Source organism: Nostocoides sp. (genome assembly GCF_037045025.1).
GTDB lineage: Bacteria > Actinomycetota > Actinomycetes > Actinomycetales > Dermatophilaceae > Nostocoides_A.
Map to the genome: position 1 here is coordinate 660,471 of NZ_JBAOHM010000007.1, position 11,824 is coordinate 672,294.

The 11,824-nt window shown below is 70.7% G+C and carries 9 protein-coding genes and 2 pseudogenes; 6 read left to right on the plus strand and 5 right to left on the minus strand.

The genetic code is table 11. From position 1 onward, the window contains the following. Positions 1 to 42 precede the first annotated feature (42 nt). The 3 genes and pseudogenes from V9G19_RS07785 to V9G19_RS07795 form a co-directional block, all read left to right on the plus strand. Positions 43 to 3,534: pseudogene (locus tag V9G19_RS07785) on the plus strand (AMP-binding protein); the annotation flags it as partial. Positions 3,535 to 3,616: 82 nt separating this feature from the next. After that, positions 3,617 to 4,081, plus strand: a complete 465-nt coding sequence (locus V9G19_RS07790) for an AMP-binding protein (RefSeq protein WP_462285051.1) — start codon at positions 3,617 to 3,619, stop codon at positions 4,079 to 4,081. A gap of 418 nt (positions 4,082 to 4,499) precedes the next feature. Beyond that, a complete protein-coding gene (locus tag V9G19_RS07795; protein WP_462285052.1) occupies positions 4,500 to 5,141 on the plus strand; it encodes a TrmH family RNA methyltransferase in 642 nt (213 codons plus the stop codon). An 18-nt stretch (positions 5,142 to 5,159) separates the two neighbouring features. On the opposite strand, the pseudogene V9G19_RS07800 reads toward V9G19_RS07795, so the two are convergent. Continuing rightward, a pseudogene (locus V9G19_RS07800) lies at positions 5,160 to 5,420 on the minus strand (RNA polymerase sigma factor); the annotation flags it as partial. A gap of 250 nt (positions 5,421 to 5,670) precedes the next feature. On the opposite strand from V9G19_RS07800, the gene V9G19_RS07805 reads away from it, so the two are divergent. Together V9G19_RS07805 and V9G19_RS07810 are read left to right on the plus strand one after the other, a co-directional pair. Next, positions 5,671 to 6,072: a DUF2237 family protein gene (locus tag V9G19_RS07805; RefSeq protein WP_462284894.1), complete on the plus strand. Its 402-nt coding sequence runs from the start codon at positions 5,671 to 5,673 to the stop codon at positions 6,070 to 6,072. A 14-nt stretch (positions 6,073 to 6,086) separates the two neighbouring features. Next, on the plus strand, positions 6,087 to 7,121 hold the full coding sequence (locus V9G19_RS07810) for an o-succinylbenzoate synthase (protein WP_462285053.1): 1,035 nt from the start codon (positions 6,087 to 6,089) through the stop codon (positions 7,119 to 7,121). Here the strand turns inward: V9G19_RS07810 and V9G19_RS07815 are convergent. The 4 genes from V9G19_RS07815 to rpsA all read right to left on the minus strand — a co-directional run bounded on the left by V9G19_RS07815 (position 7,090) and on the right by rpsA (position 10,829). Beyond that, on the minus strand, positions 7,090 to 7,755 hold the full coding sequence (locus V9G19_RS07815; protein WP_462284895.1) for a class I SAM-dependent methyltransferase: 666 nt from the start codon (positions 7,753 to 7,755) through the stop codon (positions 7,090 to 7,092). The two genes, V9G19_RS07810 and V9G19_RS07815, sit on opposite strands and share 32 nt — an antisense overlap. A gap of 83 nt (positions 7,756 to 7,838) precedes the next feature. Next, positions 7,839 to 8,756 (minus strand): dephospho-CoA kinase, encoded by a 918-nt coding sequence (coaE, locus tag V9G19_RS07820; protein ID WP_462284896.1) that lies wholly within the window; start codon positions 8,754 to 8,756, stop codon positions 7,839 to 7,841. Continuing rightward, entirely contained in the window at positions 8,753 to 9,220 is a 468-nt protein-coding gene (locus V9G19_RS07825) for a PPOX class F420-dependent oxidoreductase (protein ID WP_462284897.1), read from the minus strand. Before V9G19_RS07825 ends, coaE begins: the two co-directional genes overlap by 4 nt. Positions 9,221 to 9,359: 139 nt before the next feature. Further along, complete coding sequence (gene rpsA, locus V9G19_RS07830) at positions 9,360 to 10,829, minus strand: 30S ribosomal protein S1 (protein ID WP_462284898.1); 1,470 nt, start codon at positions 10,827 to 10,829, stop codon at positions 9,360 to 9,362. Positions 10,830 to 10,999: 170 nt separating this feature from the next. On the opposite strand from rpsA, the gene V9G19_RS07835 reads away from it, so the two are divergent. Next, positions 11,000 to 11,812, plus strand: a complete 813-nt coding sequence (locus V9G19_RS07835; protein WP_462284899.1) for a class I SAM-dependent methyltransferase — start codon at positions 11,000 to 11,002, stop codon at positions 11,810 to 11,812. The last annotated feature ends 12 nt before the right edge of the window (positions 11,813 to 11,824 follow it).

The window sequence follows — 11,824 nt, forward strand, 5'->3', positions numbered from 1 at the left end:
ACCGACAACCTCGATTCCCAACTGCCGCCGTTGCCGGTTGCGGTGGTTGTCCTTCCCGAGCCCGGATCGATCGCGCTGGCGGCCCGGCTGTTGGCGCCGCCCGTAGCTGCCGAGGACCTCGCCTATGTCCTCTACATCAGCGGCTCCACCGGAACCCCGAAGGGGGTGTGCGTCGAGCACGGGCAGGTGGCGTCCTATCTCGACAGCGTCGCCCACCTCTTCCCCGACGCCGACCTGGGCGCCGCCGGCGCCGTCGCGTCGGCGGAGTTCGACTACTCGCTGCACGAGCTGCTGCTCCCGTTGACCCGGGGCGGGTGCCTCGTCCTCGCCGAGGATGCGTTTACGCTGCCGGAGCACCCGGCATACGGGCAATTGACGCTCTTGCATGGGGTCCCGACGCCGATGGCGTTGCTGCTCGAACGGCCGCTGCCGGCGTCGGTGCGAACCGTGGTCTTTGGTGGTGAAGCGCTGCCGCTGCCGCTGCCGCTTATCGAGCGCGCCTTCGCCAACCCCGGCGTCGAACGCGTCCTCAACATGTATGGCCCGACGGAAACAACGATCGCCTGCACGGGCATCGTCTTCCGGCGCGAAGACCCGCCTCGCGCCACCATCGGCGCACCGCTGCCCGGGGTCACCGCGGCCGTGCTCGACGCCGATCTGCAACCGGTCGCTGGCAAGGCCGTCGGGGAGCTGTGGATCGGCGGCAACCGCGTCGCGCGCGGCTATCTCGGGGAGCCCGAGCGCACGGCCACCGCCTTCCGCGACGGGATTCCCGCGCTGCCGGGCCGGGCCTACCGCACCGGCGACCTGGTCAGCTGGTCCGGCGGCGAACTCGTCTATCACGGCCGCCTCGATGACCAGGTCAAGGTCCGCGGCCACCGAGTCGAGCCCGCGGAGGTCGAGACCGCGCTGCTCGGAATCCCCGGTGTCGGGCAGGCCGCCGCGCTCGTCGTCACGACCGCGGCCGGTGCCGAACTCGCCGCGGTCCTCGTCCCAGAGCATCCCGGCCTCGATGTGGAGTCGGTCCGCGCGGCCGCCGCCGCCCGGCTCCCGGAGTTCCTGCTGCCGGGCCGGTTCGTCGTGGTCGAGGCGCTACCGCTGACCACGGCGGGCAAGGCCGATCAGCGGGCGCTGGCCGCGCTGGTCGCTGCCGCCACGGGCGATCCCCGCCCGGTCGGGATGCCGTACGATCCCGGCGAGCAGGCGGTCGCTCACGCGGTGGCGGGCGTCCTCGGCGGCCTGCCGGACCCCGCGCGCCCACTCGCGGCCCAGGGACTGCACAGCCTCGGTGCGGCCCGCGCGGCCGCCGCCCTCGCCACCGCCACCGGGAAGCTCCTGCAGCCCGGCGACTTCCTGGGCGAGGCCACCATTGGCTCGGCCGCCGCAGCCCTGCAGTCCGCGCGGGTCACGGCGGCGCCCAGCGAGGACGTCACCGCCGCTGTCGGTGACCGGGTGCCGCTGACCGCCACCCAGCGCCGGCTGTGGGTGCGACGACAGCTGGCCGATGACCCGGCCGTCACCGCCGTCGCGGCGCGCCTGCACCTCGACCCCGATCCGGGGACGGCGGCACTCGGCGCCGCCCTCACCCGGCTCACCGAACTGCATCCGTCGCTGCGGACGGCCGTCCGGGAGAGCGCCGGGGGCCCGGTGGGCGAGGTCCTCGCTCCCGGGTTCGACCTGCACGACCTGCGTGGCGGCCGAGGCACGCCCGACGAGTTCCTCCGGGTCGCGGTCACGCTGGACGGGTCGACGCCGCCGCTGCGGGCGGCGCTCGTCGAGCCGGACACCAGGCAGGCCGGGATTGACGTCATCATCCACGCCGACCATCTGGCCCTCGACGGGTGGTCGCTCGGCGTGGTGGCCGCTCAGCTGGCCGAACTGCTCGCCGAACTCGAGCGGATCATCGCCGGCGGACAGCGCATCGACGACCCACTCGGAGTCGGCGCCCCAGGCGCGCCGGTTGCCGGCCGCGGGCGTCGCATCATCCGCGGCCACCCCTGGTCTGTCGACGACATCGACGCGTATGCCGCGCGGCTCGGTGTCAGTCCCGCCGCCGTGCACGTCGCGGTCACCGCGACGCTCCTCGCCCGGCTGGGCCGCCTCGACGACCTCCTCCTCGGCGTCGCCGTCGCCCAGCGGCACCGCCCCGGCACCGACACCGTGGTCGCCCCGCTGCTCACCGTGCTGCCGCTGCGCATGCAGATCGACCCCGACCGGATCGTCGAAGCCGTGATCCGCGACGCCGGCGAGGCGCTGCAGCGCACGTTGCGCCTCATCGACCTCGACCCGGACGCGGTGGCGACGGCAGCAGCGTGGGCGGACTTGCCACCCGGCGCGTTGCCGCTACCCGTGTTGCTCACCGTGCAGCCTGATGGCCCGGTCACCGCCAGTGCCGCGGGTCAGCGCGTGGACATCGCCGGCGAAATGGATTGCGGCAGTTCCCAGGCTGATCTGACGATCATGATCAACGCAGGATCGGCCGGACCCGAACTGATCGTCGAGCACGACACCACTCGGGTGCCGGACGGGGGCGCGGTCGCCGACTTCGCCGACCGCTATGTGCGCGTGCTGCACGCGATGCTGGCGGCTCCCCGGGCACCCCTCGCCGAACTCCCCATCCTGAGCCCCGCGGAACTCGACCGGCTCGACCGGTTGACCGAGGGCCCACCACTGGCGAGCGGGTTGGTGGACGTCACCCAACGGATCTGGGCCGCGGCGCAACGCCATCCCGGGCAAGTTGCCACCGAAACTGCCTCTTTACCAGGACCTTCCAAGCCCCCCGAACGGCTGACCTATCGAGACCTCGTCCACCTTGCCGCACGGACCGCGACGATCTTGCGCGCCGCCGGCGTGCGCCCCGGCGACACGGTCGCGGTCGCCCTCCCCCGCGATGCCCGGCTGCCCGCGGCGCTACTCGGAGTTCTCGCCGCCGGGGCCGCATACCAGCCCTGGCACCCGGGCTATCCACCGGCCCGCCTCGCCTTCCTCGCCGCGGACGCCGGGGTGGGCGTGGTGTTGACCTGTCCGCAACTGCGCGATGTGGTGGCCGCGGTGCCGGTCGCCGACCCGGTCACTGTCGTCGACCTGCCCGGCCCGGACTCCCCCGACGACCCGATTCCGGCACCGCCACCCGCGTGGCCGGACGAGTCCGCGGCATACGTGCTGCACACGTCGGGATCGACGGGCACTCCCAAGGGCGTGCCGGTCAGCCGCCGCAACCTGAGCTGGCTGACGCACAGCGTGCTACAGGCCGCGGTCGTGCCCGCAGGCAGCCGCGTGCTGCTGACGACGTCGCTGACGTTCGACATCTCCGTAGCCGAACTCTGGCCCGCGTTGATCTGCGGCGGCACGGTCGTCGTCGCCCCGGACGAACTGGCCCGGGACGGTGCGAAATTCGCCGCCGTGCTCGACGCGAACGCGGCGGGAGCGATCCAGGCAACCCCCAACGGGCTGCGCGTCCTGACCGACGGCGGCTGGCGCGGCGGTGACGTCGCCGTGCTGAGTTGCGGCGAGCCCCTGCCGGCCGACGTCGCCGGCAAGGTCGTCACCCGCGCCCGGATCGGCTGGAACCTTTTATGGCCCCACCGAAGCGACCGTCTATGCGACCGCGCTGGCCATGACCCCCGAGCACGTCGCCGATGCGGCCGGCCGGGGAGCACCCATGTCGATCGGCCGGCCTCTGCCCGGCGCGCGCGTCCGCGTTGCCGGGCCCGACCGCCGCCCGGTTCCCCCCGGGTGTGTCGGGCAGTTGTGGATCGGCGGCCTCGGCGTCGCTGCCGGCTACCTGGACCGGCCGGAGCAGACCGCTGCCGCGTTCGGCGCCACCCGGGGGCACCGCACGGACGCGTGGGAGCCCGGCTGGTATGCCACCGGCGACCTGGCCTGCTGGCTCCCCGACGACACCTTGGACTTCCGCGGACGGCGGGACGCACAGGTCAAGGTCAACGGCTACCGGATCGAACCGGCGGAGGTGGAGGCCTGCCTGCGTAACTCCAGGCCGCTCAAGACCGGGCTCTGGTCGGCGCCTCGTCCCATGCAGGATGACGCTGGGGTCAAGGAGGTGGTGTCCTGCAATAGGTGAGGTATACGGCACCTTCTGCAGGACGGCGACGCGGGCCAGCGTGGAGGCACCGCCTTGGTGGCCGCCGCCTTGTCCGCCGCCGACGCAGCGGGCGAGCCACTGGTGGTGCTGGAGGGCAGCCCGCGCTGCTACGGCGCCCGCGGGTTTGATTTCGCGGGCAGCTACGGGATCCGCCTGCCGCTCGCTACCGGACTGGGCACCCCGCGAGGCGGCCCAGGTGGCCCTGCTGTCCCGCTACGTCCCTGGTGACCCGACGCTTCGGGGGGAGGTGATCTATCCCGCCGCCTTCGACGGGTGGTGACCCCGGCCGTCACCTCGCAGCCTGGGACGACAGCCGCCACGGTAGACCGGCTAGCGTGGGCGAGCGTGAGAACGGGTGAGTGAGGTGAGTGAGCAGCAGCGGGCGCCATACGACCCGATGCCGCACGGACCGGGCGAGGTGGGCCTCGGGCCGTGGGAGGGCGAGTGGCCCACCGGGCCAGGCAGTGAGGTCTACGACCCCGACCTCCTTCGCGACGGGGATCGGCGCAACGTCGTCGATCGCTACCGCTACTGGTCGATGGCGGCCATCGTCGCCGACCTCGACACTCGACGGCACGGCTTCCACGTCGCGATCGAGAACTGGCAGCACGATTTCAACATCGGGACCATCGTCCGGACGGCAAACGCCTTCCTCGCCAAGGAGATCCACATCGTCGGCAACCGCCGCTGGAATCGGCGCGGCGCGATGGTCACCGACCGCTACCAGCACGTGCGCTATCACCCGGATGCCCAGAGCCTGGCCGAATACCTCGGGGAATGCGCGGTCCCGCTGTGGGGAGTGGACAACCTGCCCGGGTCACTCCACCTGGAGTCGGCAACCTTGCCGGAGCGGGTGTGCTTCCTCTTCGGCCAAGAGGGCCCGGGCCTGTCACCAGCGGCCCGCGCCGCCTGCTCGGCGACTTTCTCGATCGCCCAGTTCGGCTCGACGCGCTCGATCAACGCCTCGGTTGCTGCCGCGATTGCCATGCACGCCTGGGTGCGCTCGTATGCCGACTTCTCCGACGCCTGGCGGGGGTGACGCTGGCGACGGCGCTGGTCAGCTTCCGGCGCTGGTCACGACCCGCAGCCGCTCGATGGCATCGACCAGATCGACGCGGACGCCAGCGAGCACGCTGACGCGCTGCGGGTCGGGCACCTCCGCGGGCAATTCGGCCGTGCCGGTGCGCATCCGCCGATAGGTCGCCAACGCGCTCCGCGCGACGAGCGGGTAGAGCCAGGTCGTGAACGCGCTCCGTCCTTCGAATCCGTGGATGCCGCTGCTGACGGCGATCAACGCCTCCTGGGTGGCGTCCTCGGCGTCCTCCGGATCGGCCGGTCATCGACGCCCTTGCTCGGCTGGAGATCCGCAACCTGGGCGCTTCCTTGCCCGACGCTGGCGTCCGGGTCGCTTAGCAGCGCCTCGTGAACTGGGGGGCCGACAGGTGCGTGGGAGGATTTGCTTGGTGCTAAGTCACTGCTTCCGTTTCGGAAGCAGTGACTCGTCTGTGCTTCCGAAACGGAAGCAGTGACTTAGCGTGTGGAGACCGCCCCGGGCTACGGTGGAGGCTATGACGCCCGATCCCAGCCCGCGGAATGTGCTCGGCGGGGCCTTGACCGAGTGCGGGGTGGATCCGATGACCGGGTTCTACCGGAACGGATTCTGCTGGACGTCTCCGGAGGACGTCGGGCGCCATACGGTGTGTGCGGTGATGACGGCGGGCTTTCTCGAGCATCAGGTGCGCACCGGGAACGACCTCGTCACTCCCATTCCGGCCTATCGCTTCCCGGGCCTGAAGCCAGGCGACACGTGGTGCGTCGTTGCTGCCCGCTGGTTGCATGCCCACCGCGACGGTGCCGCCGCGCCCGTGGTCCTGGCGGCCACTCACGAGGCAACATTAGAGATCATCCCCCTGGATGTCTTACGCGCGTATGCCGTCGACGTGCCCGACGACGCCAGCTCACTCGAGTGAGTCCTCCTTGGACGCTGTCTCTAGCAGGGTCAGCGACACCCGGCGCGCCAGCCCTGCCGGACCTTCTGGAGGACCTGCAGGTCGTCACTCTCCCGATGCGGGTTCCGTTCCGCGGCATACGATTCCGGGAAATCGCCCTAGTCAGGGGGCCGAGTGGGTGGGGCGAGTTCAGCCCCTTCCTTGACTACGAGCCACTCGAAGCCGCGCACTGGCTCGGCGCCGCCATCGAAGCCGCTTACGGTCAGTGGCCGCGGCCCATACGCGATTCCGTACCGGTGAACGCCACTGTCCCGGCCGTGCCAGCGGACGCGGTTGCCACTCTGCTGGAACGGTTTCCGGGATGCATGGCGGTCAAGGTCAAGGTCGCCGAACGTGGCCAGGCCCTCGCCGACGACCTGGACCGGGTCGCCGCCGTGCGAGCCGTCGTCGGCCGGGACGTCCGGATCCGAGTGGACGCCAACGGATCCTGGGATGAGGCCCAGGCGAGGGAGGCACTACAGTCGCTCGCGGCATACGACATCGACTATGCCGAACAGCCCTGTGCCACTGTCGAATCCCTCAAACGACTCCGGATATCCCTGGCCCGCAACGGGATCAACGTCAGAATCGCCGCCGACGAATCGATCCGCAAGGCCGCGGATCCGCTACGGGTGGCGCGGGAGCACGCCGCCGACCTGCTGGTCGTCAAAGTCGCTCCCCTCGGCGGGGTCGCCCGTGCCCTCGACATCGTCCGTGAAGCCGGGCTGCCGGCGGTGGTCTCCTCGGCGCTGGACAGCTCCGTGGGCATTTCGGCGGGGGTGGCGCTCGCCGCCGCGCTCCCGGCGCTCGACGGGCCGTGCGGCCTCGGCACGCTGGCCCTCATGGGCGGCGACGTCACCCGAGAGCCGATGGTTCCCGACGCCGGGATGCTCCGCCCGCGCCGGGCGGTCGTGTCCGCAGACCTGCTCAGCCGGTATGCCGCGGCCCCGGACCGGATTGCCTGGTGGCGCAAGCGGATCCGGGACTGCCTCGCTCAACTCACCGAGCAGCCGCCGGTCGGGCCACGATGACGAACTGAAGGTACTGGAACTGCCCGGTCAGCGGCGCGATCGGCTGCAGCCGATCCCAGCGGCCGGTGTACCACTGGTTGTTGATGCCCTCCGCTCGGGCCACTTCGAACCCCGCGCCCGCAAACATCTCCAGCATGGTCGACCGGGTGAAAAAGCGCAGGTGCGTGCGATCCAGCGTCCCCTCGTCGGTGTAATCCCAGCGGCGCCGGGCGATCACACGAGCGATCACCGGCAGATAGAGAATATTGGGCAGGCTCGCCACGACCCAGCCGCCCCGGCTCAGGTGCGCGCGCGTGCGAGCCAGCGCCGCCCACGGGTCCAGCATGTGCTCCAGGACGTCGTTGAAGACCACGCAGTCGAAGCGATCGCCGCGCTCGAGAGCCTCCGGGAAGTAGCCCCCGCGGACGACGTCGAACCCAGCGGCCTCGGCTGACTCCCGGGCCGCCGCAACCGGCTCGATTCCCTCAAGATGCAGCCCAGGACCGAAGCGCTCCCGCACGAGCCTGCCGAAGCCGCCCGTTCCGCACCCCACATCTAGCAGTGAGCCGATCCCGTCGGGCACGAACGGGAGGATCTCGGGTCGGCAGGTGTCATAGACATGCCCCTGCTGTGCGGCGGTGGACAGATCAGGCATGGCCGAATCGTACGCATCGAGCGACGGCATCGGGGCCGCGTGCCGGCGTCGGAGGCGTTTGCCTCCCAGCGCATCCCAGTGCGTCAGTCGGCGGCGACGAGGCCGATCCGGCTGGGCCACAGCGGATCACAATTACCGAAGACGACACCCGGGCGCGCGTCGTTGCGGCAGCGCGGGAACCCGGCCGCCCCCAGCGCGCGGACATCGGGCGAGCGGCCAGCGCCGATCCGCAGCTCGAGCTGCAACCGGCCGGCGCTCCAGCCGGTGGTCCCGGACGCGGCACATGGCTCGCCGACGGCGCGGGCGACCCGGGCCGCGATCCGCCGGGCCTGCGCAGCCGCGAACCCGGGGGGAGGGACGGTCCGTGCTTGCGTCGCGCACGTGGTCGTGCGGAGGTTGGCGGCGAAGGGCAGCAGGCGCGCGGCATACAGCTGCGTGGTTGCGGCCTCGAGGTCTGCCGGCGAGCCGTCATTGTCCAAGAGCACGTCCGCCGCCGCGCGGCGAGCGCCGTCATCCGCCTGCGCCCGGATGCGCGCGCGCGCATCGGCCTCGGCCAGCCCGCGGTGCTCCACGAGCCGACGCACGCGCACCTCGGCGTCCGCGAGCACGACGATCACCAGGTGGTATGCCGCGGACATCTGCTTCTCGACGAGCAGCGGCATGTCGTGCACCGCGATCTTGTCCTCGGGCACCGCCGCCAGCTGCCGGTCGGTCTCGGCGAAGATCAGCGGGTGCGTGATCGCCTCCAGGTCGCGCAGCGCGCCCGGATCGGCAAAAACGATCCCGGCCAGCGCTGCCCTGTCGAGGGTGCCGTCCGGCGCCCGCACGGCAGCACCGAAACGATCGATGACGGCGGCCAGCCCATCGGTGCCGGGCGCGACGACCTCGCGGGCGATGCGGTCGGCGTCGACGATCACCGCCCCGAGCTCGCGCAACTGGGCCGCGACACTCGACTTGCCCGACCCGATCCCCCCGCTGAGGCCGACCCGCAGGCCGCTCACGCCTGCGCCAATCGGGCCGGGAAGCCCCCGGTCGCGATGGGTCCCCAACGGGTGGGCGTGATCCGCAGCAACGACTTGCCCTGCTCGCGCATCGCCTGACGGTATTCGTCCCAGTCCGGATGCTCCCCGCTGATGCACCGGAAGTAGTCGACGAGCGGCTCGAGGGCCTCGGGCAGCTCAAGCACCTCGCATTCGCCGTCGACCTGCATCCACGGCCCACCGAAATCGTCCGACAACACAACCACGGACACGGCGGGCTCACGCCGCGCGTTGGCCGTTTTCGCGCGCTCCGGATAGCTCGAGATGACGATCCGGCCGTCCTGGTCGAGACCGCCGGTCACCGGCGAGAGCTGCGGGCCACCGTCGCGGCGCGAGGTGACCAACACCATGTGGTGGCGTGACCGCACGAACTCGTGCATGCCATCCCGGTCGACCACACGTGTGGTCGCAATCATGCGTGCCATACCGCCATCCTGCCGCACGCCTGGGAGAACACCCTTCGAGCACGGGCGGCAAACCTGTTATAAGCAACCGAGCGACCCGCGCTCCGGGAGTGGAGCGCGGGCCGTTGCTCGCGGCATACGGGCTCGTATGCCGCCGGTGTCAGTTCCCGGTGAGCTTCTCGCGCAAGGCGGCCAGCGCCTCGTCGGAGGCGAGGGTGCCCTCGACCGGGGCCGAGGAGCTGCTCGAGGAGCCACCCGAGGAGTAGGACGTCGGCGCCTCGGCCTCGGCGCCCGCCTCGGCGTCGGCCTCGGCCGCCTTCTCGATCTGGGCGCGGTGGGCCTCCCAGCGGGAGAACGCCTGGGCGTACTGCTTCTCCCATGCCTCGCGCTGCTTCTCGAAGCCCTCAAGCCACTCGTTGGTCTCCGGGTCGAAGCCCTCGGGGTACTTGTAGTTGCCCTGCTCGTCGTACTCCGCGGCCATGCCGTAGAGGGTCGGGTCGAACTCAGTCTGGCTCGCGCCGTCCTCGTTGGCCTGCTTGAGCGACAGCGAGATCCGCCGACGCTCCAGGTCGATGTCGATGACCTTGACAAAGATCTCGGTGCCCACGGTGACGACCTGCTCGGGCAGCTCGACGTGCCGCTCGGCCAGCTCGGAGATGTGCACCAGACCCTCGATGCCGTCCGCGACGCGCACGAACGCGCCGAACGGCACCAGTTTGGTGACCTTGCCCGGCACGACCTGACCGATCGCGTGGGTGCGGGCGAAGTGCTGCCACGGGTCTTCCTGGGTCGCCTTCAGCGACAACGAGACCCGCTCGCGGTCCATGTCGACGTCGAGCACCTCGACGGTGACCTCGTCCCCGACCTCGACGACCTCGGACGGGTGGTCGATGTGCTTCCAGGACAGTTCGGACACGTGCACCAGACCGTCGACCCCACCGAGGTCGACGAAGGCGCCGAAGTTGACGATCGAAGAGACGACACCGGAGCGGACCTGGCCGGGCTGCAGCTCGCGCAGGAATGTCGAGCGAACCTCGGACTGGGTCTGCTCCAGCCATGCCCGGCGCGACAGCACCACATTGTTGCGGTTCTTGTCGAGCTCGATGATCTTGGCCTCGATCTCATTGCCGACATAGGGCTGCAGGTCGCGCACCCGGCGCATCTCGACCAGGGAGGCGGGCAGGAAGCCGCGCAGGCCGATGTCGAGGATCAGGCCGCCCTTGACGACCTCGATGACGGTGCCCTTGACGACGCCGTCCTCCTCCTTGACCTTCTCGATCGTGCCCCACGCGCGCTCGTATTGCGCCCGCTTCTTGGACAGGATCAGCCGGCCTTCCTTGTCCTCCTTTTGCAGGACCAGGGCCTCGACCTCGTCACCGACGGTGACGATCTCACTCGGGTCGACGTCGTGCTTGATGGACAGCTCCCGGCTGGGGATGACGCCCTCGGTCTTGTAGCCGATGTCGAGCAGGACCTCGTCCCGGTCGACCTTGACGATGCGACCGGCGACGATGTCGCCGTCGTTAAAGTGCTTGATGGTCTCGTCGATGGCGGCGAGAAGTTCTTCCTCAGAGCCGATGTCGTTGATGGCGATCTGAGGGGCGGTCGTGGCGACCGTGCTTGCAGTCATGTAGTAGGAACTCCGATTGTGGATGATGGCGTTGTGCGGATAGGGACAGTGCAACTCGCCTGCGCGAGGCGTTCGCCGAATCAGCGCAAGCCAGAACGCACACACGAGTGCGCCACAAGTCTAATCGGCGCAGTAATACGGGGTCAAAACATCGGCCGAGGAGGCCTGGCGTGAGTTGGGCCGGCCGCCGAGTGGTCGACCAGGAGGTGTCGGTCCGGGCCCAGCGAGCGTGGTGGGACCGGGCGGCGGGCGACTACTACACCGAGCACGGCGCCTTCCTCGGTGACCGCGGCTTTGTGTGGGGCCCGGAGGGGTGGACCGAGGCCGAGCTGGGCCTGATCGACCCCGCCGGTATGCCGCCCGGACCTCTTCTCGAGATCGGCGCCGGGGCGGCCCAATGCTCCCGTTGGCTCGCCGGCGAGGGGGCCGCCGTGGTCGCCACCGACCTGTCCGGCGGGATGCTCGCCCAGGCGCGCGCGATCGACCGCGCAGCCGAGCCCGTCCCGCTCGTGCAGGCCGACGGCTCGCGGTTGCCGTTCGCGGCGGGGAGCTTCGCGGCGGTGTTCACGGCATACGGAGTGATCCCCTTTGTCGCCGACTCGGGTGCGGTGATGCGGGAGGCAGCGCGGGTGCTGCTGCCGGGCGGCCGATTGGTGTTTGCGACCAGCCACCCGATCCGGTGGGGCTTCCCCGATGTGCCCGGGCGGGCGGGTTTGACCGTCACGCAGAGCTACTTCGACACCACTCCGTATGCCGAGTGCGACGACCGCGGCCAGGTCACCTATGTCGAGCATCACCGCACGCTCGGTGAGCGGGTCCGCGAGGTCGTCGCGGCCGGCTTGGAACTCGTCGACCTTGTCGAACCGACGTGGCCGAGCCGCAACGAGCACGAGTGGGGCGGCTGGTCGCCGTTGCGTGGCGCACTCATCCCGGGGACGGCCATCTTTGTCGCTCGCAAGCCCGACGGCCGCGCCCGCGGCTAGCGCCGGATCGAT